Origin of the sequence: Shewanella intestini, from assembly GCF_018221465.1 — a bacterium.
GTDB lineage: Bacteria > Pseudomonadota > Gammaproteobacteria > Enterobacterales > Shewanellaceae > Shewanella > Shewanella intestini.
This window is the reverse complement of record NZ_JAAIKR010000011.1, coordinates 127,426-148,323: the sequence shown is the minus strand read 5'-3', so window position 1 is coordinate 148,323 and position 20,898 is coordinate 127,426. Positions and strand designations below refer to the sequence as shown.

Genomic DNA, 20,898 nt, shown 5'->3' with positions numbered 1-20,898 from the left:
GATTGCTTCAATTCCGAAGAATATAAGAAGCAATTTCGAATAACTCAACACCTGTGAATGTCCACACAGATATACTTGTCATATTGTTAAAGAGCGTTGACCGTGTTGGTCAGGGATGCGTATTCTACACCTCCCGTTGTTGGCGTCAAGTGTTTTTTCAAACTCTTTTTGCCGTTGATTTAAATGCTTAAATAACCATCTTAAATCAAGCTAACTCGGTGGTTGCTAATGCGTTGCAGAAGCTGTTATGCCGTGTCAGTGGATGCGCATTATAGGCAGATTTGAGAACGGCGCAAGGGCTTTTTTAAGGTTTATTTAAAAAAAAAGACCGCTTGATGATCATTTCATCAATTGCGATCTTTTTTAATCAATATGCTTGGAAAGTAGCCACTATTTAGCGACTTTACTCACCTTGTGATTGTTCTGAGTATTGGCACCACTAAATTGTTCGATAAATTTAAGTGCATTAACATCATCCCAGTCTACATAAGTTCTAACGTATGCAACTAGTTCACCTTCTTTATTTAAAATAAAGGTGGCAGGAATTGTGTCTAAAGGAAAGACTTCACGCAATGCCTGCTGCGGATCAAAATATGATCTAAATTGGCTTAACTTTAACGACTTAAGAAAAGGCTGAACAGTTTCGTCTGCTTGAGCATCTATAGATATTGGTAATAATACATAGTTATCTTTATCTAACGCATCAGCTAGCCTTTGCAACGCTGGTAATTCACGAACACAAGGTGGACACCATGTCGCCCACATATTTATGACAACCACTTTTCCCTTAAATTGTTCAAAGTTGATTTTGTTTCCAGCAATATCATGGAAGTCTACAGAGGCGATTGGAAATGGCGCGGGTAAAACAACGATTTTATTTAAGGTAGATGAAGCTTGGCTTGGCTGCATTCCAGGATAAGCATAGCTGTGAAAACTCACAACCATGCTTACAATCAGAATTAATCGGGAGATTAATGTCATTCTTTACTACGCTTTAAGAGTTCATCAAGTTGTTTTTGGTCATCTGCTGAAAGTTCTGCTTCAACGGAAGCACCGTTTCGTTGCTTACGCACAAATACCAAACCAATAAATAAGCCAAGCGCTAATAAAGCAAATGGCCCAAGCCACAAAATGTAAGTTTTAGATTCTAACTTAGGCTTATATAGAACAAATTCACCATAACGACTTGTCATAAAATTGATAATTTCATCATCACTCTTACCTTCATCTACCATTGAGTAGACTTCAAGACGTAAGTCTCGTGCGACAGGAGAACTTGAATCTATTAAATTTTGGTTTTGACATTGTGGACAACGAAGCCCATGCGCCAATTCTAAAGCACGTTTTTGATTCGTATCAGATTTAAATTGATAAGTGTCTACGGGTGTCGCTGCTACTTGCGTAGCAACCACAAAACTTAGACAGATACTTAGGATAATTCCCAGTAATCGCATTAAGAAACCCCTTCTTTTTTCTCTTCATCCTGCAGTTGTTTAACTTTAGGGTATAAGATTTCAGACCATATTTGATGATCGACAGGTCCAGCATAACGGAAGCGAATAATGCCATTATGATCCACAATAAAAGTTTCTGGAGCACCGTATACTCCTAGATCTAGACCTAGGCGACCATCTACGTCGTAAATGTTCTTAGTATAAGGGTTACCTTCTCTTTTTAACTCCCGAATTGCCGCATCACGATCATCTCGGTAATTAATACCATAGATAGGCATGATGTTTTGACGCGCAAGGGTCATCATGTATGGATGTTCATATTTACAGGCTGGGCACCATGTTGCCCAGACATTTAACACGGATACATGACCTGTTAAATCTTCATTCGTTATAATCTTATCCGCATTTTCAAGTTTTTCGAGCTTGAAAGTCGGTATTGGCTTACCTTCTAATGCTGAATCTAGTTCCTGTGGATTGAGGAATAATCCTTGATAAAGAAATATTCCCATCCCTAGAAACAAAATTAAAGGTATAAATAGCACCAACTTTTTCATAGTGTCTCCGAAATAAATTTAGGCTGTCGCTAAATCTTCTTTAGCAGCATCTTGTTTTGCTGCTTTCTTTACACGGTATCGCTTATCAGACGCGGCAAGGAAGCCACCAACCATCATGAAAATTGAACCGAACCATAGCCAACGAACAAATGGTTTGTAATTTAAACGTACAGCAAATTGAGTCATGCTTAATGGGTCACCCATTGTGATATATAAGTCACGGAATAGACCCCAATCAATACCAGCTTCAGTCATGTCCATGGTGCGAACATTATATTGACGACGATCTGGACGAAGCAATGTGATGTACTCATCACCTTGATAAACTTCTACCTGACCTTGCTTAGCGGTATAGTTTGGACCAACAACATTCTTAGTTTCAATGTACTTAAAGGTATATCCTGCAAGTTCTTGGCTAATACCAGGTCCCATGCGAACACTTTTTTCAATTGAGTAATTTGATACCATCGTGGCACCAACAATTGAAACAGCAATACCCATATGTGCCAATATCATACCTAATTGGCTGCGTCCCATTCTACTTAAACTAAATTCACCTTCTTTTGTAGTGCAGATATTTTTAGCTGCACGCAATGAAGATAAGAAAACCCAAGTAGCAGCAGTAATACCAAGCACAACCCAGATATTAAATTGACCATCGCGCATAAACGGTGTGGCAATACCCACAATCACGGCAATAATACCAGGTACAAGTAGTTGACGTTTCAGCTCACCTGCTTTTGATTTTTTCCAGCGGATGATAGGGCCAATTCCCATAAAGCCAAACAGTACAAGTACAATTGGTACAAATACAGCATTGAAATATGGAGGTCCTACAGAAATTTTACCCATATTAAGGGCATCAATCAGTAGTGGGTAAAGTGTACCAAGCAACACTGTTCCCGCGGCAACAGTAAGTAACACATTACAAATTAACAGCATGGTTTCTTTAGATTTAAGATCAAATCTTGCTGGGCTACTCATATCACTTGCTCTTAGTGCAAATAGTGTTAGCGAGCCACCAATAGCCAAACCAAGCAATAATAAAATGAACATACCACGGCTTGGGTCTGCCGCAAATGAATGCACTGACGTCAATACACCTGAGCGAACAATAAAGGTACCAAGTAAACTTAACGAGAATGCAAAGATAGACAGTAATACGGTCCAGTTACGGAATGCACCACGTTTTTCAGTCACAATTAATGAGTGAACTAATGCAGTACCAATCAACCAAGGCATAAATGAAGCGTTTTCAACTGGATCCCAGAACCACCAACCGCCCCAGCCAAGTTCGTAATAAGCCCACCAAGAACCAAGTGAGATACCACCCGTTAGGAAAATCCATGCGGCTAATGTCCAAGGACGAGACCAACGAGCCCATGCAGAATCAAGGCGACCACTCATCAGCGCAGCAATAGCAAATGCAAAGCTAACAGCAAAACCTACATAACCTAGATAAAGCATTGGTGGATGGAAAATCAACCCAACGTCTTGCAACATTGGGTTTAAGTCACGACCTTCCATTGGAATTGGGAAAATTCGTTCAAATGGGCTTGATGTCAGCAACATAAATAAGGTGAAACCAACAACAATCATTGCAAGCACAGAAAGGACTCGCGCAGTAAAGACTTCTTCTAGTCCTTTACTGAACAAGGCAACGGAAGCTGCCCAAGCAGATAAAGAGAAGACCCAGAATAACAACGAGCCTTCATGACCGCCCCATACTGCTGCTACTTTAAAGAAAATAGGTAACTGAGAGTTAGAGTGATGAGCAACATAAGCGACGGAGAAATCATCTACAGAAAAACTGTAACCTAATGACACAACCGATAAGGTAATAAATAAAAACATGCCGTATGTGAGTGGCCAAGCAAATCTCACAAGATAGGGGTCCTTACGAATGGAACCTATTAATGGCACACTAGCTAGAAGAAAGGCGAATGCCAGTCCAATAATTAGCGAAAAATGTCCAAGTTCTGGAATCATGGGTGTTCCTTAATCTGAATAGATTTACTTAAATAGAGTTTTAGGCTCACAAAAATATCAAGCGCAATATAGGTCAATATAACCACATTAGCTTAAACGAATTTTAATTCATTTTAGTTGTTGCTAACAAACATGTCTGCCATTTTGATGCAAAATTGGGTGATTTGTCTCATTCTAATGAATGTGACCATTAAAATCTGATATTTACATTGTACTTGGGTATGACAGAGCGAATGTAATAAGGTTGCAATCAAATTTTACATAAAGATCCAATATGTGAACCAACACTCAACTCTTAGGATTTTGATTTATATCTGTCTTATATTACTGTTCAATGAATAATCTTTACGTATAATCTTAATTTCCAAGCCAAAGCGGGATGGCCGCTTTATTCTATAAACTAAAAGTGAATATTGAAACAATGACCACATTTTGGATTTTTATCGCGCTTGTCGTAATCGTAAGTTTGTTAATGATATGGGTTCCCCACTTCCGCCAACAAAAGCAACGTATCGCTGAAGAAGCTGGTGTTCGTAAACAAACCAACCTTGAGTTATTCAATGAGCGCTTAGCCATTCTAAAACAAGAATTGGTTGATGACTTACTTGATCAGCAAGAATTCGACGCATTGAAACAAGAACTAGAAATTAGCCTTCTGCAAGATATGAAACAAGAAGGTGATGATTCTCTAAACGCTGAAGATAAGCCTAAAAGTATTTTATGGCCTATCGTTATGACTATTGCAGTACTAGGGTTGAGTGGGTATTTTTACCAACACCTAGGAGCTTATAAAGAAATTGCTAACCCACCACAAGCGCAACACAGCCCGCATGAAGGGATGACTCAAGAACAAGTCATGTCGCAACGCTTGCAGATGATGGAAGCTGAAGTTAAAGCTGAACCAGAAAATAGCCAAGCTTGGTTTGCACTTGGTCATGCTTATATTTCATCAAGCCAATACAACCACGCTATTGCTGCATTTGACAAAACGATGGAGCTAGTTGGTGTACATGCTGAATTGCTTGGACCAAAAGCAACGGCAATGTATTACGCAGCAAATCAAAAAATCACTCCCAAAGTTCAAGCTGTTATAGATCAATCTTTAAAGCTTGATCCACAAGATCCATCAACATTGCTACTAATCGGTATGAATGCATTCTTTACAGCACAATACCAAAATGCAATTGATGCATGGCAAATGATTTTAGACAGTGATCGCCAAGATGTTGACCGTACAGCCTTAATGAATGCAATTCAATCTGCAAAAATGAGCTTACAGTCTGAAACAGGCGCAATGCCAAATGATGATGCACACAACCCGTTAAAGCATAGTGATTCTGCCGTAAAATCAACAATTGATGTCACCATTAAAGTGTCACCAGAATTAACGGCAAATGTTGACTCAAAAGACATGATCTTTGTTTTTGCACGTTCAACAACAGGCCCTAAGGTCCCATTAGCGGCAACTAAAGTTAGCGCAAGTGAACTGCCTGTAACGGTAACGCTCGATGACACAACGTCTATGGGTGGAGATGTTAAGTTAAGCAGCGTAAGTGAAGTTGAAATCATTGCTGTGCTGTCTAAGCACGGTAATGTTAAGGCTCAAGCTGGAGACCTTAAAGGTATCATTGACGCGGTTAAAGTAGGTCAAGATACTGAACTTACATTAAACACTGTAGTACAGTAATTCATGTAATCGATTTTTACATCGAATAATCTAAATTTAAAGGTGAGCATTTGCTCACCTTTTTTATTGGTTTAAGTTACAGCCAAAAGCGACTATTAAGCTAATTTGGAATCTATTGAATGTTATTGGTCGTTCAATTGATTAAATGACAATCACAAAAAAACCGGCAAATGCCGGTTTTTTGTCTTACCAAATGAAGTTTACTTTGACATAAACTCAATGGCTTTTTGATAATCTTCATCAGTACAATCAGTACACATACCACCTGGTGGCATTGCATTCATACCAGATTTAATAGAAGTAACTAATGCATCCATACCTTTAGCTAAACGAGGCTCCCAAGCAGCAACATCATGCACTTTAGGTGCACCGGCTACGCCCATGCTATGACAGACTTGGCAGGCTTTGTTGTATACAGCCTCACCTTCTTGAGCAAATACATTTGCAGACAAAGTTAATGCAGCAGCTGCAGAAATTGCTAACAATTTTTTCATGTTCAACGTTCCTAATTGCAAATAAATACAAAGCTTAACGCTGCCCTTTGTTTTGAAGGCAGACTAATTCATCAGCAGCAGAATACTACAAACAGCAAATAAACTCACCTTTTTGTGACAAAAATCTCACCTTATATACCCCAAACAGATAAATTTTATAAATTGATTAATATATTAGAAAATGTTGAAAAAGTTCCAAACTTAATAAGTTTATTGGAACTAAGTCAAATTGCTGAAAGACAATACAGAACAAACTTAAACCCAACAAAAGCTTTATGTTAGTATCTTTGTTGATTTCCTCCTCATCAAAATAACGAGGGCTAAGTGGCAGAAAACCAAAAATCTGAAGTATTAGTTCACGCTAACGAGTTAACTTGTATACGTGAAGAACGCATTCTATTTGATGAACTCAGCTTCGACATCAACGCTGGAGATATTGTTCAAATTGAAGGTCCTAATGGCGCGGGTAAAACGAGCTTATTACGAATAATCGCTGGACTATCTCGTCCTTATGCCGGCGAAGTCCATTATCTTAATCAAAATATTACCCGATGCCGTGATGAATTCAATCACGACTTACTTTACTTAGGCCACTTGGCTGGGGTGAAAAGTGAGCTGACTGCCGAGGAAAACCTTAACTTTAATTTAAGTATTAGTGGATATCATGACTTTGATACTTCTAGCATTTTATCCAAAGTCAATTTAAGCGGTTTCGAAGACGCCTTAGCAGGACACTTGTCTGCAGGGCAACACCGTAGAACTGCACTAGCAAGACTTTGGCATACCAATTGTCGAGTATGGATTTTAGATGAACCTTTTACTGCTATCGATAAAAAAGGCGTAGAAGAACTTGAAAAACTATTCATACGTCATGCGGAATCAGGCGGTTGTGTGATCCTCACGACTCACCAAGATATGGGTGTGGTCACAGAGAAGCAACTGCGTAAAATCCGTTTAGACTACCGCTTCGTATAAGGTATGAAAATGAACAGAGGCATTAGTTACACTCGCGCATTTACAACGCTATTTATGCGCGATATAAAAATTGCGATTCGTCATCGTGGCGATATATTTAATCCGCTACTATTTTTTATAATGGTTGTGACATTGTTTCCACTAGGTGTGGGACCTGAACCACAAGTATTATCAAGAGTCGCACCGGGAATTATTTGGGTAGCAGCACTGTTGGCCTCTATGTTGTCATTAGAACGGTTATTTAAAGCCGATTATAACGACGGTACGTTAGAGCAAATGCTGTTAAGCCCACAACCATTACCTTTATTGGTTTTGGCAAAAGTATTAGCTCACTGGGTTTTAACCGGTGTGCCATTAATTTTAGTTGCACCACTTCTCGCAGTATTGCTCAATCTTGAAAGCAATAGCTATGGTGCACTAATGGCTACATTAGCCCTAGGAACGCCAGTCTTGTCGTTATTAGGCGCTATTGGAGTTGCGTTAACTGTAGGACTTAGAAAAGGCGGCGTTTTGCTCAGCTTGCTGATTTTACCGCTATATATTCCAGTGTTGATTTTTGCCACGAGTGCAATTGACGCGTCTGGAATGAATTTACCTTACACACCTCATCTTGCCATTATCGGTGCGATATTGGCGGGTTCTTTAATTTTGGCTCCTATTGCTATTGGGGCTTCATTACGAGTGAGTACAAACTAAATGTGGAAATGGCTTAATTCATACGCAGATCCTGAGCGTTCATATAATTTAGCAGGCAAGTTATTACCTTGGCTTGCATGCCTAGCAATTGCATTGATTGGCGTAGGCACAACTTGGGGCCTTTTATTTGCACCGACCGATTATCAACAAGGTGAAAGTTATCGCATTATCTTTATCCATGTGCCTGCAGCATCAATGTCAATGATGGCTTATGTCAGCATGGCAATTGCTTCTTTCATTGGCCTTGTATGGCAAATAAAGGCTGCTGATTGGGCTGCAGCTTCAATTGCACCTATTGGAGCCGTTATCACGTTTATTGCCTTAGTTACTGGTTCTACTTGGGGTAAACCGATGTGGGGCACATGGTGGGTGTGGGATGCACGTCTAACATCAGAACTTGTTTTATTGTTTCTATATTTGGGTGTTATTGCACTTTACGCCTCGTTCGAAGATAAGGTATTAGCTGCTCGCGCTGCAGGTATTTTAGCTATCGTAGGTGTTATCAATGTGCCAATTATTAAATATTCTGTTGATTGGTGGAGCAGCCTGCATCAACCAGCAACCATTAAAATTACTGAAAAGTCATCTATGCCAATGGAAATGCTAATGCCGTTATTGATTAACATTTTTGGTTTTGGCGTGATGATTGCCACCATTACATTGGTTCGCTACCGTACTGAAGTTTTAGCTCGAAACGGTATGCGCCCATGGGTTCGTGCTTTAGCAACAAAAGAGGTAGCCAAATGATCCAGTTCGATTCAATAAGTGACTTTTTCCACATGGGTGGATATGCTTTCTATGTATGGCTCGCTTACGGTATCACCTTCTCAAGTTTAGCCATTTTGATTGTAATGAGTGCACGCAGTAAACGTAAAATTCTAGTTGAAATTGCAGGGAAAATCGCCCGTGAAGCACGGCTCAAAGAATCAAGGGGAATAAACAGTGAATCCAAGACGTAAAAAACGACTAACATTAGCCGTATCATTAATCGCTGGTGTTGCTATAGCTGCATCATTATTATTGTACGCACTTAATTCAAACCTAAACTTGTTCTTTACGCCGTATGAAATTGTACACGGCAAACAAGACACCGGTGTTAAACCAGAAATTGGTCAACGAATTCGTGTTGGTGGCATGGTAACTGTGGGGACATTAAAACGTGACCCAGACAGCCTTCATGTTGACTTTGAAATCCATGACTCATTTGGTGGCGCCATCATGGTGACATACGATGACTTATTACCAGACCTATTCCGAGAAGGTCAAGGTATTGTTGCTCAAGGTATTTTGATTGAACCTAATCGAATTCAAGCGACTGAAGTACTGGCAAAGCATGACGAAAACTATATGCCTCCAGAGGTAGCTGAAGCAATGGGTAAAGGTCATAATAAACTTGATTACTCTGAACAAACTGGTGAAAAATCAGGAAAATCATACTAAGCAGTAATGCTGTTGATTAGGACTAAGTCAGTCCACATTTTTTTAATAAAACCAGCCTTAATGGCTGGTTTTATTTCATCTACCGCTTAACCATTCTTCCCTTTGCTCACTTCAATGTTTAAGTAAAACAGAAAAGGCATCAGCTTAATGACGGCAAAAATATTTGTTATTGGTTTACCTCGCACTGGCACGACAAGTGTAAGCGTGGCATTACTTGAACAAGGTTTTAGTGTTGCTCATCAAGCATTTACTCAGCAAAGCTTTCATCTAGCTGACGTGGTATCTGACGCACCTTGTTTTAGTGATTACCAACAGCTTGATTTATTATTTCCTAATACCAAGTTTATCTACTTAACCCGCCCGCTTGAAAAATGGGTCATATCAATGCAAATGCTGTTAGCAAAGATGTTACCGCAATTAGCACCGCATTCAGGTAAATTCCACCCCATTTTAAAGCGTAGTTTTGAAAACTGTTTTCAAGTATCAACCGTGGAAAACCCTTTGTGCAAGCAACATTTAACAAATTGCTTTCTACGCCACCAGCAGCAAGTGCAGGCCTACTTTGCAAACCGCACTGATTTTTTGCAGGTTAACTTACATGAACCAAACAGCTTGACTGAGATTTTAGATTTCTTAGGTTGCTCACAACAGCAATCTCTTAATATGCCGCATTTAAACATTGGTACTCATGTCGCGAGCTGGGATGAGTATAGCCACCCAAATAAAATCAGCAGCCACGCTTTTGGCCCCAATCGACGTAAGTTTTTTGACTACAACCTCCCCACCCCCAGTTAATCCGCTTTAATTAGGAGATATAAGTCGAGATTATCGCCTATTCAAGAATGGCATATTAGTTTTTCTCAGCTTGGAATATATAAACGCCATATCTGTATACTACTTTGCCAAGGCGCATGCAGTATGCTTTGCATCCCATGTGATGCCTGACTTAGATCTTGATTCGAAACTAAGTCAGCATACAAATCTACGCTCTTACCTCACCCTTATTTAACTTTTCATTTAAATTCCCATTTAAACGTAAAGTTAAGTAGTCAGTAGTCAGTAGTCAGTAGTCAGTAGTCAGTAGTCAGTAGTCAGTAGTCCTGAGCATAATCACAGAACTGTTGCGAATGAAAACTTCAAAAAATGGAATTGATAATCACCACGGGTGAAAGCATTATAGATTGACGATATTGACTGTTTGAGATTGATAATTGCGGCGCAAAAAAACGCCCTATTAATTAACATAGGGCGTTTATATAATATATTTTGAGTTTATCTCATGGTATAAACGGCTAAATTAGCCATCATTATTTAACCATGGTTGAGTTGGGCTTTTTTAGCTTCAATTGCGGCACTCACTTGCTTAAGTGCTGTACCACCAAGTACATCGCGCTTTTCTAAGCAAGCTTCAATGGTTAAGTCCTTATATACATCATCGCCAATAAAGTTGGCAAACTGTTGTAGTTGCTCAACGCTGAGGGCTTCTATCGGCTTTTGAGCATTAATCGCAAATACGACAACCTCGCCAACGACATGATGTGCTTCCCTAAATGGCATTCCCTTGGCAACTAAGTAGTCTGCAAGCTCAGTTGCATTAGCATAGCCTTGTTGCGCAGCTGACAGCGCTTGTGGGCGATTAACCGATAACCCAGACAAGACAAGCGCCGCAACATCTAAACAAATTGACCAGCTATCTACGACATCAAATAAGCCTTCTTTGTCCTCTTGCATGTCTTTGTTGTAAGCCAAAGGCAATGCTTTCATGGTAGTTAAAATCCCCATTAAACTGCCATAAACACGGCCTGTTTTACCTCTAATTAATTCAAGAGCGTCAGGGTTTTTCTTTTGTGGCATTAACGATGAACCCGAAGTGACTTCATCACTAAGTGAAATAAAGTTAGCTTCACCTGAATTAAAGAAGATTAAATCTTCTGCCATGCGGCTTAAGTGCATCATACTAATTGACGCTGCACTACATAGCTCAACGACATGGTCTCGATCTGAAACCGTATCCAAGCTGTTTAATGTTGGACGTGCGAAGTTTAATGCACTGGCCAATTGATGACGGTCAATTGGATACGCGGTTCCCGCTAATGCACCACAACCAAGTGGGCATGAATCAGCACGGTTTAACGCATCTTGTAAACGGCTAATATCGCGCTCGTACATTTCAACGTAAGCTAAACACCAATGGCCAAATGTCACCGGTTGGGCACGTTGTAAGTGAGTATAGCCTGGCATAACAGCGTCAACTTCACGCTCTGCCAGTGCAACCAACTCCGCATGTAACGTTGACAGTTTAGTAAGTAAAGACTCACCTTCACTTTTACACCACAACTTTAAGTCGGTTGCGACTTGGTCATTACGAGAACGCCCAGTATGTAGCTTTTTGCCTAAGTCACCCACTTTTGCAATTAATTGTTGCTCTACATAGCTATGAATATCTTCTGCGCCATGCTGAATGATTTGCTCTGGTTGTTCGCCGACTTCTGTGAGTAGTTCATTTAAAGCCGCTTTTAAATCTGTGCATTCTTGTGCCGTAATCACCCCAACACTGGCAATGGCATCAGCCCATGCAATTGAACCAACAACATCTTGTTCAAACAGACGGTAGTCTACTGGTAATGAATCGTTAAATAACTTAAATAATGCGCTGCTTTCACCTTGGAATCTTCCGCCCCATAATGCCATGTTGTGTTCCTCTTCATTCTGTTCAGTTTTATTTTTGTTCTTTAGCAAAACGGGACGCTATAAATAGTCGTCCCGTTTACGTTGTTCAATAGCTTCCGGGAGCGCTATTTTGTACTTAATGCTCGAATACGACTTGCTAAAGAATACAGACGAATAAAGCCTTCTGCGTCTTTTTGGTTATATACGTCATCTTCACCAAAGGTAGCAAACTCTTCAGAATATAAGCTATTTGGAGAACGTTTTTTCACTGCTGATGCTTGGCCTTTATAAAGCTTTAATACCACTTCACCATTAATTAAATCAGCGAGTGGTTTTGATGCGCCTAATAATGATTCACATAATGGTGTAAACCAACGTCCGTCATAAACTAAGTGCGCCATCTGCGCGCCCACTTGTTCACGCCATTCGCGGCTGGTTTTATCTAATACTAACTCTTCAATTGCACGAAGTGCAGCGAACATAACCGTTCCGCCAGGTGTTTCATAACAACCGCGAGACTTCATACCCACTAAACGGTTTTCAGTAATATCAATACGGCCAACACCATGTTTGCCGGCAAGTTCATTTAATGTCATTAACGCGGCGTATGGCGTTAACGTTTCACCATTAACTTGAATCACTTTACCTTGCTCAAGTGCCAAAGTGACATATTCAGGCTCATTAGGCGCATCTTCTGGTGCGACTGTCATCGTCCACACTTCTTTAGATGGCTCATTCCAAGGATCTTCTAACTCGCCGCCTTCATGCGAAATATGCCATGCGTTTGCATCTCGACTATAAATTTTAGTCGCTGATGCCGTTGTTTTAATATTACGTTCTGCAAGGTAGTCTAATAAGTCTTCACGACTCACCATCGACCATTCACGCCATGGTGCAATGACCGTTAAGTCTGGCGCTAATGCGGCAAAACAACCTTCAAAACGAACCTGATCATTACCTTTACCTGTACAGCCATGACAAACAGCATCTGCGCCAACTTTGCGAGCGACTTCAACTTGTGCTTTGGCAATAATAGGACGCGCCATTGATGTCCCAAGTAAGTAAGTACCTTCATAAATAGCACCCGTTGCTATCGTTGGGTAAATATAATCAGCGACAAGCTCTTCTTTTAAGTCAACGATATGACATTCAGATGCGCCAGATGCAATCGCCTTTTCGTGCAAACCAATAAGTTCTTCTTCGCCTTGTCCTACGTCTGCACAAAATGCCACGATTTCACAATCGTTATAGGTTTCTTTTAACCATGGGATAATTGCTGAAGTGTCTAATCCGCCAGAGTATGCAAGTACAACCTTTTTAATGTCGTTGTTATTTTGTGTTGTCATGATCTTTTCCTAACTACTAATTTCGATATAAATTAAATTCAATGTGTTGATTAACCAAGCAATGTAACCAGTACTGCATTTTGTGCATGCATACGGTTTTCTGCTTGTTGTAAAATTAATGAACCTTCGCCATCAACCACTGCAGCTGTCGCTTCTACTTCACGATACGCTGGTAAGCAATGCATGAAATAATTAGCACCGGCTTTAGCCATTAGCGCTTCATTTACTTGATACGGCTCAAACTTGGCTTTGATGTCTGCTAATGGGGTGTTGTCACCCATTGATAACCATGTATCGGTATAAATAGCGTCTTGTTCACCTAGTTCATCGATGTTCGAGGTTAGTACTAACTCACCACCGTGTTGTTTGGCTAATGCTTGTGTTTCACAAACTACTTGGCCGTCTGGGAAGTGGCCTAATGGACACACTACGGTCATTTTGGCACCCAAAATTGCAGCACCATACATCAATGAATGCGTAACATTATTACCATCGCCAACATAAGCTAACTTCACTTTGCTTACATCATCAAACTGCTCTGCTAAGGTAAGGAAGTCAGCTAGGCCCTGGCATGGATGATACATGTCAGATAGCGCGTTAATGACTGGCACGCTCCCATGCTCAGCAAGTAGTTCTACTGTTTTATGAGCAAAAGTACGAGCAACAATGGCATCAGCCCAACATGAAATGTTACTAGCAAAATCAGAAACAGGTTCACGCTTACCTAGTGCGCCATTTTGCTGATCAAGATAAAGCGCATGACCACCTAATTTATTAATACCAATATCAAAACTCACACGTGTTCTTAGTGACGGTTTTTCAAATAACATCACCACACTTTTGCCCGCTAATGCTTGCGAGTAACCTTGAGGGTTCGCTTTAATTTCTTTTGCTAACGCTAATAGTTCAAGTAATTGCGTTTTAGATAAATCTTTTATCGAAAGAAGATGATTCATTATAGTGATCTCCTAAGGTTGAATTTGAGTACCGAGATTGCCACCATTGGCAAAATCGAGTAGTGCATGAGTGTCTTTCCATGAGGCAATATTGACCGCAATGCCAGAGTCTTGTGCAACTTCGAGTGCGGCTTCTACTTTTACCTTCATGCCTTTTTCTATCACCCCTTCAACCACAAGTTGGTTAATTTGATCTGCATTTAAAGAAGGGATTAATGTCTTAGAGGCATCAAGCACACCTTCTACATCCGATAGCAACACTAATGTACCATTAAGTAATTGCGCTAATGCGGCTGCGCCCTGATCAGCATTGACGTTGACTGCTTGGCCTGCATCATCTATCGCAATAGAGCTACACACTGGTAACCACTGCTGCTTAAGCATAAAATTAAGATACACTGCATCATTTGCTTGTACCTCACCCACTAAACCTAATTGCGGGCTTTTAACTTTAGCCGTGACTGATTGCCCATCACTAAGACACATACCTACAGCTGGCAAACCAGATTTGATTGCTGCACCTTGTAATAATTTATTCGACGTACCCGCAAGCGCCCCAACAACAATATTAATGTGATCTGCAGGTGTCACTCTTAGTCCATCACGTTTAACTGTTTGTTTATTGTTTGCCGTTAACTGCTCATCAACCAAACAGCCACCACCGTGCACTAACACAACGGGTTGCCCGGCTTTAATCAGTGAAGCAATAGTCGTCATTAATGCATCCATTGCAGTTTGTTGCTGCAGCAAAGCACCGCCGACTTTAATCACTAATGGGTTATTCATCGTTCTTACCTACACTATTTAATTAATACTAAATAAGACTATCGTTTATAAGAGGTGTATTTATAAGTCAAAGTGAATTTTAATGCATTGTAAGCCTTGGCTTGCCGCCCCTTTCATTAGGTTATCAATTGCACTAGTAATGACCAAATAATGGTTATTTTCATCATACTTCCAACCAATGTGACATTGTGGGGTCATAACCACATCATCGACCTTTGGAAACGCATTGTGTTTCACATGTACTAAAGGGCTGTTGTCGTACATAGCAAATGCTTTAACAATATCTTGTGTGGTGGTGTCAGGAGTCAGTTGCACTGTAATAGTGGCTAAAATCCCGCGTTTAAAGTTACCTAAATGCGGCGTAAAAATAACTTCATGCCCTAAATGCGTTGCTATTTCTGGTTGATGACGATGACCAAGGACACCATAAGGTGTAAGGCTGACTTCACAAAAACTCGTATGCAACTGCGCTTTACGGCCTGCCCCTGTTACGCCACTTACAGCATTTATGACAGGTAAAGTTCCTGTTAAGAAAGGAGCTACGGGTTTAAGAGCTAATAGCGACGCCGTTGGGTAACACCCCGGAACAGCAATCATTTTTGATTGAGCAATTTCAGTCGCATTCCATTCAGCAAGTCCGTAAACAGCATCATTTAAAGTATCCGTTTGCGTATGTTCAAATCCGTACCATTTTGGGTATTGGTTTTTATCAGCAAAACGATACGCACCACTTAAATCAAACACAGCTAATCCATGTTGGTAAAAGTACGCAGCAAGCTCAAGGCTTACAGCGTGATCAGTTGCGAGTACGACGGCATCGGCATCGGCGATAATAAGCTGTTTAGCTTGCTCTGTAAGAGGTGATATTTGATAAGGTAAATGACTGTATGCTGGATACAATGCTGACAACGGTTTATGTTTATCAGCACTACCTTCAGAAACATAAATACCTTGAACACTTAGCTGTGACTCTGTATCAACCAACTGTGTCATTTGTGCCCCGGTATAACCACTAGCACCAATAATTGCGATTTGTTTCATAATAATATTCTTTTTAGTGTTATTAATGAGGTAAAAATGGCGGAATAGGCCAATGCCTATTGATTTGCAAACTATCGTCGCAATAGAGGCGTCGCGTTCAAAAAACACGGTAAGAAGTGATTAATAGTACAGCGATTTGTTTTCATTTTTATTATTCAATTGATGGTACTAGTTAGGACTGTTTGCTAGACTAACACAACCCTATAATTATGCAATATTTGTGAATAAATATTTTTAATTTTATTTCGAGGATTATATGAGCAAGATACCTGATCTGCAAACATGCTTTAAACAACTCATTGCCGCCCCTTCAATCAGCTCTATTGAAGCAAAAGATGACATGAGTAATCAGGCTGTCATTGCTTTACTGCAGGGTTGGTTTACTGATATTGGCTTTAACTGCGAAACCCCTATCGTGCCTGATTCTCGTAATAAGCAGAATTTAATTGCTCGCTTAGGCAGCGGCACAGGTGGATTATTATTAGCGGGTCATACCGACACGGTGCCATTTGATGAAGGCCTATGGACCCAAGACCCATTTACTTTGACGGAGAAAAATAACCGTTGGTATGGGCTAGGAACATGTGACATGAAGGGTTTTTTTGCTTTAGTTGTTGAAGCGTTAAAGGGCTTACCATTAAATGAATTCAAACGTCCATTGACCATTTTAGCTAGCGCAGATGAAGAAACCACCATGAATGGCGCAAAGGCATTTTCCGAACAAAAGAGCATTTCTCCGGACTACGCAATTATTGGCGAACCAACAAGCTTAAAACCAATTTATATGCATAAAGGCCATATGGCGAAAGGAATTAAAGTAATAGGTAGAAGCGGACACTCATCTGATCCAGCTAAAGGGCTCAACTCCATTGAAGTTATGCACTTAGTTATTGGTCAATTATTGAAAATGAAACAACACCTAGCCGAGAACTATCAAGAAAATGCGTTCACCGTTCCCTACCCGACAATGAATTTTGGCCATGTTCATGGTGGAGATGCGGCCAACCGTATTTGTGGTTGTTGTGATCTCCATCTCGATATTCGCCCATTACCAGGTATGCACCTTGCCGACCTAGAACATATGGTGGTTAACTACTTAGCCGATATATCTAACGCTTACCCAGGTAGCATTAGTATCAGCACCTTATATCCAAGTTCGGAATCCTTTGCCGGCAATAAGGAAGATAGTTGGACTAAAAAAATTGAACATCTCACAGGCAATCAAGCAGAAGTTGTAAACTATGCAACTGAAGCCCCTTACATAACACAATTAGGTTGTAAAACCTTAGTCTTAGGCCCAGGTAGCATAGCGCAAGCTCATCAGCCTGATGAGTTTATTGGACTAGAGTACTTAACACCGACTGTTGAGCTACTGAAAAAACTGATTTATCAGGTATGTATCAAATAAGTACCCACTTCAGCTTTAGCCCTTTTTTGGCTTGCTAAAGCTATAACTATTTAACGAAATAAAGTTTCATTATCGCTGTCTCGTGATTGACCGCCTCTAGCGTGAGCGGTATTGTCTTTGAGCTGATATAATTTTTTGGGAGTCATCATGGTAGTTGAACCAGCAGATATGTATACATCTTTGCGATCAAATATAGGTAACTTAGGGCAAATCCTCGGTGACACCATGCAGAGTCATTTAGGCGCTGCATTTTTAGAAAAAGTAGAACAAATTCGTATTCTTGCCAAAGAATCTCGACAAGGTGATGAGTCTTCCCGTGAAGAAATGTTAGCGTTACTCACCTCATTACCCGATGACGAGTTAGTTCCTTTTGCAAAAGCATTTAACCAATTTTTAAACCTGTCTAATTTAGCAGAGCAGTTCCATACCATTAGTCGAAATTGTGATGAGCTAGTTTGTGTTCCCGACCCTGTAGAACAATTACTCGGACGCGTACTTAATACCAATCTCAATAAAGATGATGTATTCAATTGCTTAAACGAACTTAATATTGACTTAGTACTGACAGCGCATCCAACAGAGATTTCACGTAGAACACTAATTCAAAAATATGCAGCGGTTGTGGACTGCCTTTCTGAACAAGAAAATCCGCAGTTAACAGAAAGAGAGCAAAAGCAATCGACCTTAAAGTTACGCCAACTAATTGCACAAATTTGGCATACTAATGAAATCAGAAATGATCGACCAACGCCTGTAGATGAAGCACGTTGGGGATTAAGCACCATTGAAGCCTCTTTATGGAAAGCAATTCCAGACTTTTTACGCCAACTCAATGACCAAGTAGAAGAAAAAACAGGTCAACAACTACCTATTGATGTATGTCCAGTTAAATTCTCAAGTTGGATGGGTGGTGACCGCGACGGCAACCCATTTGTCACAGCAGAAGTGACCCGAGAAGTACTAGATAGAAATCGCCATGCCGCTGCAAGATTGTATTTGAAAGATATTGTTTGCTTAACAAATGACCTATCAATGGAACAGGCAAACACTGAACTTCTTGCTGCGACCAATAATAGTAGCGAACCCTACCGCATTGTACTTCGTGAATTACGCAGTAAATTACGCAACACAATCGACTTCCTCAACGCACGTATCGAAGGTCATCCCCCTGAAGCAGACACCAACGAACTAATTTGGAATCTAGAAGATCTACAACAACCACTGGCAATGCTTTATCGCAGTTTAAATGAGAGTGGTATGCGTTTAATAGCCAATGGTTTACTTTTAGATATGCTACGCCGCTTAAGTTGTTTTGGCATTCACATGTTGCGCTTAGATATTCGTCAAGATGCTGAAAGACACAGTGATGTCATTGCAGAGCTTACCCGATACTTAGGACTTGGTGATTACAATCATTGGGATGAGCGCGAAAAACAGGCATTCCTATTACGTGAATTAACCGGTAAACGTCCATTAATCCCATCAAATTGGCAACCAAGTGATGATGTAGCAGAAGTCATTAAAACATGTCATTTAGTCGCACAACAGCCAGCAAGCTCGCTCGGATCATATGTGATATCAATGGCCAGTAAACCTTCTGATGTACTTGCCGTTTTATTGTTATTAAAAGAAAGTGGCTGCCAACATCCAATGCGAGTTGTGCCGCTTTTTGAAACACTTGATGATTTAACCTCTGCAGCGGATTGTATTACTCAGCTTCTAGATATTGATTGGTATCGTGGTTATACCAAAGGTATGCAAGAGGTGATGATTGGCTATTCCGATTCTGCCAAAGATGCAGGTGTAATGGCTGCCGCGTGGGCACAATATCGTGCACAAGAGCAATTAGTTGAAGTCTGTCAAAAGGCTGAAGTTAAACTGATGTTATTCCATGGACGTGGCGGCTCAATCGGCCGTGGAGGCGGGCCAGCACACAAAGCAATTTTGTCACAACCACCTGGTTCTGTAGATGGGCGTATCCGAGTAACCGAACAAGGCGAAATGATCCGCTTTAAGTTTGGGTTACCAAAAGTGGCAGTACAATCACTAGCACTTTACACATCTGCTGTCATGGAAGCGACACTATTACCGCCGCCATCGCCAAAAGCACAATGGCGTGAATGCATAGAGCGTATGGCAGCTGAATCCATTGACGCTTATCGTGGGATAGTCCGAGAAGAAAAAGATTTTGTTGCATACTTCAGAAGTGCAACCCCAGAAGTTGAGCTAGGAAAGCTGCCTTTAGGTAGCCGCCCTGCAAAACGCCGTGTTGATGGTGGTATTGAAAGCCTTCGAGCAATACCTTGGATATTTGCATGGTCGCAGAATCGATTAATGCTACCAGCATGGTTGGGGGCAGGTGAAGCGCTACAGGCGGCAATGGAACGTGGTGCTCAACCATTGCTAAAAGAAATGCAACAACAATGGCCTTTCTTTGAAACCAGAATGTCGATGCTTGAGATGGTATATATGAAAGCAGAGCCTAATTTGTCAAAATATTACGAGCGCCGTCTGGTAGAAGAAGATCTACAACATTTAGGTAAAAAATTACGTGACAGACTACGTATTGGGATAAAAGCGGTATTATCGTTAACCGAATCAGAAGAGTTAATGTCGCATATTCCATGGAATAGAGAGTCGGTTAAATTGCGCGATCCGTACATAGATCCATTAAATTTTCTTCAAACAGAGCTATTAGCACGTACTCGTAATGAAGAAACATCATCAGAAAATGTGCAACTAGCGTTAATGCTTACTATCGCAGGCGTGGCTGCAGGTCTGCGCAACACAGGGTAAAAAGGAATTAAGCAATGGTAAATAAATGGAAAAAAGCAGCCATTGTGATGTTAGCAACTGTATTGGCTGGATGTGCCAGTCAATACAGTATTAGTGAACGTGAAATAGAGCAGCATCTTAATAAAAAGATGCATTTTTCCGTTGATCAAGGCAACAGGCTTGTTGGATTAGCTATTACGTTAAATGATATGAATGTCAGCTTAGGTGATAAGCCAGATACTATTTCATTATCGGCAGTTGCAGATATAAAAGTAACCAACCCGCTCTTCCCCTTAAAGGCAGGTTTAATTGCTACGTTTGAAGCAAAGCCTTGGTATGATAAAAACACCAAAGCGATTTACTTAAAACAACTACAACTGCTAAATGTAAAAGCAGAACCAGAAGAGTTACAGGAGCACCTCGCAGTCGTTATCCCACCTTTAATGACGTTTATAAGAGGATATCTAGAATCAAAACCAGTATATATTTTGGATGAATCTGATAGTCGACAGGCTTTAATGGCAAAACTGGCCACTGAGATTAAAGTTGAAAAAGGTAAGATTGTCATCAAGCTATAAAGCCTCATTGTAAATAATATTGTCTACTAAAGCGGTTGTGCATGAATAG

The 20,898-nt window shown here is 40.5% G+C and carries 20 protein-coding genes; 10 read left to right on the top strand and 10 right to left on the bottom strand.

Annotated elements, in window-relative coordinates; genetic code table 11:
- Window positions 1-390: 390 nt before the first annotated feature.
- Genes G3R48_RS12100 through G3R48_RS12085 form a run of 4 tightly spaced genes read right to left on the bottom strand, consistent with a single transcriptional unit; the run spans window position 391 to window position 3,997 of the window.
- Window positions 391-981 (bottom strand): TlpA family protein disulfide reductase, encoded by a 591-nt coding sequence (locus G3R48_RS12100; RefSeq protein ID WP_228497523.1) that lies wholly within the window; start codon window positions 979-981, stop codon window positions 391-393.
- The gene (gene nrfF, locus G3R48_RS12095; protein WP_153666295.1) at window positions 978-1,454 is read right to left on the bottom strand and encodes a heme lyase NrfEFG subunit NrfF; all 477 of its coding nucleotides are present in this window, start codon (window positions 1,452-1,454) and stop codon (window positions 978-980) included. The genes G3R48_RS12100 and nrfF overlap by 4 nt, the downstream gene beginning before the upstream one ends.
- A complete protein-coding gene (locus G3R48_RS12090) occupies window positions 1,454-2,008 on the bottom strand; it encodes a DsbE family thiol:disulfide interchange protein (protein ID WP_153666294.1) in 555 nt (184 codons plus the stop codon). The genes nrfF and G3R48_RS12090 overlap by 1 nt, the downstream gene beginning before the upstream one ends.
- 18 nt (window positions 2,009-2,026) lie before the next feature.
- Window positions 2,027-3,997: a heme lyase CcmF/NrfE family subunit gene (locus G3R48_RS12085; protein WP_153666293.1), complete on the bottom strand. Its 1,971-nt coding sequence runs from the start codon at window positions 3,995-3,997 to the stop codon at window positions 2,027-2,029.
- Between the two features lie 421 nt (window positions 3,998-4,418).
- On the opposite strand from G3R48_RS12085, the gene ccmI reads away from it, so the two are divergent.
- Window positions 4,419-5,684, top strand: a complete 1,266-nt coding sequence (gene ccmI, locus G3R48_RS12080; RefSeq protein WP_153666296.1) for a c-type cytochrome biogenesis protein CcmI — start codon at window positions 4,419-4,421, stop codon at window positions 5,682-5,684.
- Between the two features lie 200 nt (window positions 5,685-5,884).
- On the opposite strand, the gene G3R48_RS12075 is transcribed toward ccmI, so the two are convergent.
- Entirely contained in the window at window positions 5,885-6,178 is a 294-nt protein-coding gene (locus G3R48_RS12075; RefSeq protein ID WP_153666292.1) for a c-type cytochrome, read from the bottom strand.
- 324 nt (window positions 6,179-6,502) lie between these two features.
- Between G3R48_RS12075 and ccmA the strand changes: the two genes are divergently transcribed.
- From ccmA to G3R48_RS12045, 6 genes are all read left to right on the top strand, one after another.
- Window positions 6,503-7,153, top strand: coding sequence for a cytochrome c biogenesis heme-transporting ATPase CcmA (gene ccmA, locus G3R48_RS12070; RefSeq protein ID WP_212593335.1), 651 nt, complete (start codon window positions 6,503-6,505; stop codon window positions 7,151-7,153).
- Between the two features lie 9 nt (window positions 7,154-7,162).
- Window positions 7,163-7,849, top strand: coding sequence for a heme exporter protein CcmB (ccmB, locus tag G3R48_RS12065; RefSeq protein ID WP_153666291.1), 687 nt, complete (start codon window positions 7,163-7,165; stop codon window positions 7,847-7,849).
- On the top strand, window positions 7,850-8,596 hold the full coding sequence (locus G3R48_RS12060; protein ID WP_153666290.1) for a heme ABC transporter permease: 747 nt from the start codon (window positions 7,850-7,852) through the stop codon (window positions 8,594-8,596).
- On the top strand, window positions 8,596-8,808 hold the full coding sequence (ccmD, locus tag G3R48_RS12055) for a heme exporter protein CcmD (RefSeq protein WP_212593337.1): 213 nt from the start codon (window positions 8,596-8,598) through the stop codon (window positions 8,806-8,808). The genes G3R48_RS12060 and ccmD overlap by 1 nt, the downstream gene beginning before the upstream one ends.
- On the top strand, window positions 8,792-9,289 hold the full coding sequence (ccmE, locus tag G3R48_RS12050; RefSeq protein ID WP_212593334.1) for a cytochrome c maturation protein CcmE: 498 nt from the start codon (window positions 8,792-8,794) through the stop codon (window positions 9,287-9,289). The genes ccmD and ccmE overlap by 17 nt, the downstream gene beginning before the upstream one ends.
- 147 nt (window positions 9,290-9,436) lie before the next feature.
- On the top strand, window positions 9,437-10,084 hold the full coding sequence (locus G3R48_RS12045; protein WP_153666288.1) for a sulfotransferase: 648 nt from the start codon (window positions 9,437-9,439) through the stop codon (window positions 10,082-10,084).
- Between the two features lie 516 nt (window positions 10,085-10,600).
- Here the strand turns inward: G3R48_RS12045 and argH are convergent.
- The 5 genes from argH to argC form a co-directional block, all read right to left on the bottom strand.
- A complete protein-coding gene (argH, locus tag G3R48_RS12040; protein ID WP_153666287.1) occupies window positions 10,601-11,980 on the bottom strand; it encodes an argininosuccinate lyase in 1,380 nt (459 codons plus the stop codon).
- Window positions 11,981-12,084: 104 nt separating this feature from the next.
- On the bottom strand, window positions 12,085-13,305 hold the full coding sequence (locus G3R48_RS12035; RefSeq protein ID WP_153666286.1) for an argininosuccinate synthase: 1,221 nt from the start codon (window positions 13,303-13,305) through the stop codon (window positions 12,085-12,087).
- A gap of 50 nt (window positions 13,306-13,355) precedes the next feature.
- Entirely contained in the window at window positions 13,356-14,261 is a 906-nt protein-coding gene (locus tag G3R48_RS12030; protein WP_153666285.1) for an ornithine carbamoyltransferase, read from the bottom strand.
- 12 nt (window positions 14,262-14,273) lie between these two features.
- Window positions 14,274-15,047 (bottom strand): acetylglutamate kinase, encoded by a 774-nt coding sequence (argB, locus tag G3R48_RS12025; protein WP_153666284.1) that lies wholly within the window; start codon window positions 15,045-15,047, stop codon window positions 14,274-14,276.
- Window positions 15,048-15,107: 60 nt separating this feature from the next.
- Entirely contained in the window at window positions 15,108-16,088 is a 981-nt protein-coding gene (gene argC, locus G3R48_RS12020) for an N-acetyl-gamma-glutamyl-phosphate reductase (RefSeq protein ID WP_153666283.1), read from the bottom strand.
- A 256-nt stretch (window positions 16,089-16,344) separates the two neighbouring features.
- On the opposite strand from argC, the gene argE reads away from it, so the two are divergent.
- From argE to G3R48_RS12005, 3 genes are all read left to right on the top strand, one after another.
- Window positions 16,345-17,496 carry an acetylornithine deacetylase gene (argE, locus tag G3R48_RS12015; protein ID WP_153666282.1) on the top strand — a complete coding sequence of 384 codons (1,152 nt, stop codon included), beginning with the start codon at window positions 16,345-16,347 and terminating at the stop codon, window positions 17,494-17,496.
- Between the two features lie 147 nt (window positions 17,497-17,643).
- A complete protein-coding gene (ppc, locus tag G3R48_RS12010; protein WP_153666281.1) occupies window positions 17,644-20,292 on the top strand; it encodes a phosphoenolpyruvate carboxylase in 2,649 nt (882 codons plus the stop codon).
- A gap of 14 nt (window positions 20,293-20,306) precedes the next feature.
- Window positions 20,307-20,849, top strand: coding sequence for a YceB family lipoprotein (locus tag G3R48_RS12005; RefSeq protein ID WP_153666280.1), 543 nt, complete (start codon window positions 20,307-20,309; stop codon window positions 20,847-20,849).
- The last annotated feature ends 49 nt before the right edge of the window (window positions 20,850-20,898 follow it).

What these genes read in the sequence shown, in the direction of transcription:
- ccmB (WP_153666291.1), top strand. Translation starts at nt 7,163, where the DNA reads ATGAACAGAGGCATTAGTTACACTCGCGCATTTACAACGCTATTTATG.
- nrfF (WP_153666295.1), bottom strand. Translation starts at nt 1,454, where the DNA reads ATGCGATTACTGGGAATTATCCTAAGTATCTGTCTAAGTTTTGTGGTT.
- G3R48_RS12100 (WP_228497523.1), bottom strand. Translation starts at nt 981, where the DNA reads ATGACATTAATCTCCCGATTAATTCTGATTGTAAGCATGGTTGTGAGT.
- G3R48_RS12060 (WP_153666290.1), top strand. Translation starts at nt 7,850, where the DNA reads ATGTGGAAATGGCTTAATTCATACGCAGATCCTGAGCGTTCATATAAT.
- argC (WP_153666283.1), bottom strand. Translation starts at nt 16,088, where the DNA reads ATGAAACAAATCGCAATTATTGGTGCTAGTGGTTATACCGGGGCACAA.
- G3R48_RS12090 (WP_153666294.1), bottom strand. Translation starts at nt 2,008, where the DNA reads ATGAAAAAGTTGGTGCTATTTATACCTTTAATTTTGTTTCTAGGGATG.
- G3R48_RS12045 (WP_153666288.1), top strand. Translation starts at nt 9,437, where the DNA reads ATGACGGCAAAAATATTTGTTATTGGTTTACCTCGCACTGGCACGACA.
- argH (WP_153666287.1), bottom strand. Translation starts at nt 11,980, where the DNA reads ATGGCATTATGGGGCGGAAGATTCCAAGGTGAAAGCAGCGCATTATTT.
- ccmI (WP_153666296.1), top strand. Translation starts at nt 4,419, where the DNA reads ATGACCACATTTTGGATTTTTATCGCGCTTGTCGTAATCGTAAGTTTG.
- G3R48_RS12075 (WP_153666292.1), bottom strand. Translation starts at nt 6,178, where the DNA reads ATGAAAAAATTGTTAGCAATTTCTGCAGCTGCTGCATTAACTTTGTCT.
- G3R48_RS12085 (WP_153666293.1), bottom strand. Translation starts at nt 3,997, where the DNA reads ATGATTCCAGAACTTGGACATTTTTCGCTAATTATTGGACTGGCATTC.
- G3R48_RS12005 (WP_153666280.1), top strand. Translation starts at nt 20,307, where the DNA reads ATGGTAAATAAATGGAAAAAAGCAGCCATTGTGATGTTAGCAACTGTA.
- G3R48_RS12030 (WP_153666285.1), bottom strand. Translation starts at nt 14,261, where the DNA reads ATGAATCATCTTCTTTCGATAAAAGATTTATCTAAAACGCAATTACTT.
- G3R48_RS12035 (WP_153666286.1), bottom strand. Translation starts at nt 13,305, where the DNA reads ATGACAACACAAAATAACAACGACATTAAAAAGGTTGTACTTGCATAC.
- argE (WP_153666282.1), top strand. Translation starts at nt 16,345, where the DNA reads ATGAGCAAGATACCTGATCTGCAAACATGCTTTAAACAACTCATTGCC.
- ppc (WP_153666281.1), top strand. Translation starts at nt 17,644, where the DNA reads ATGGTAGTTGAACCAGCAGATATGTATACATCTTTGCGATCAAATATA.
- argB (WP_153666284.1), bottom strand. Translation starts at nt 15,047, where the DNA reads ATGAATAACCCATTAGTGATTAAAGTCGGCGGTGCTTTGCTGCAGCAA.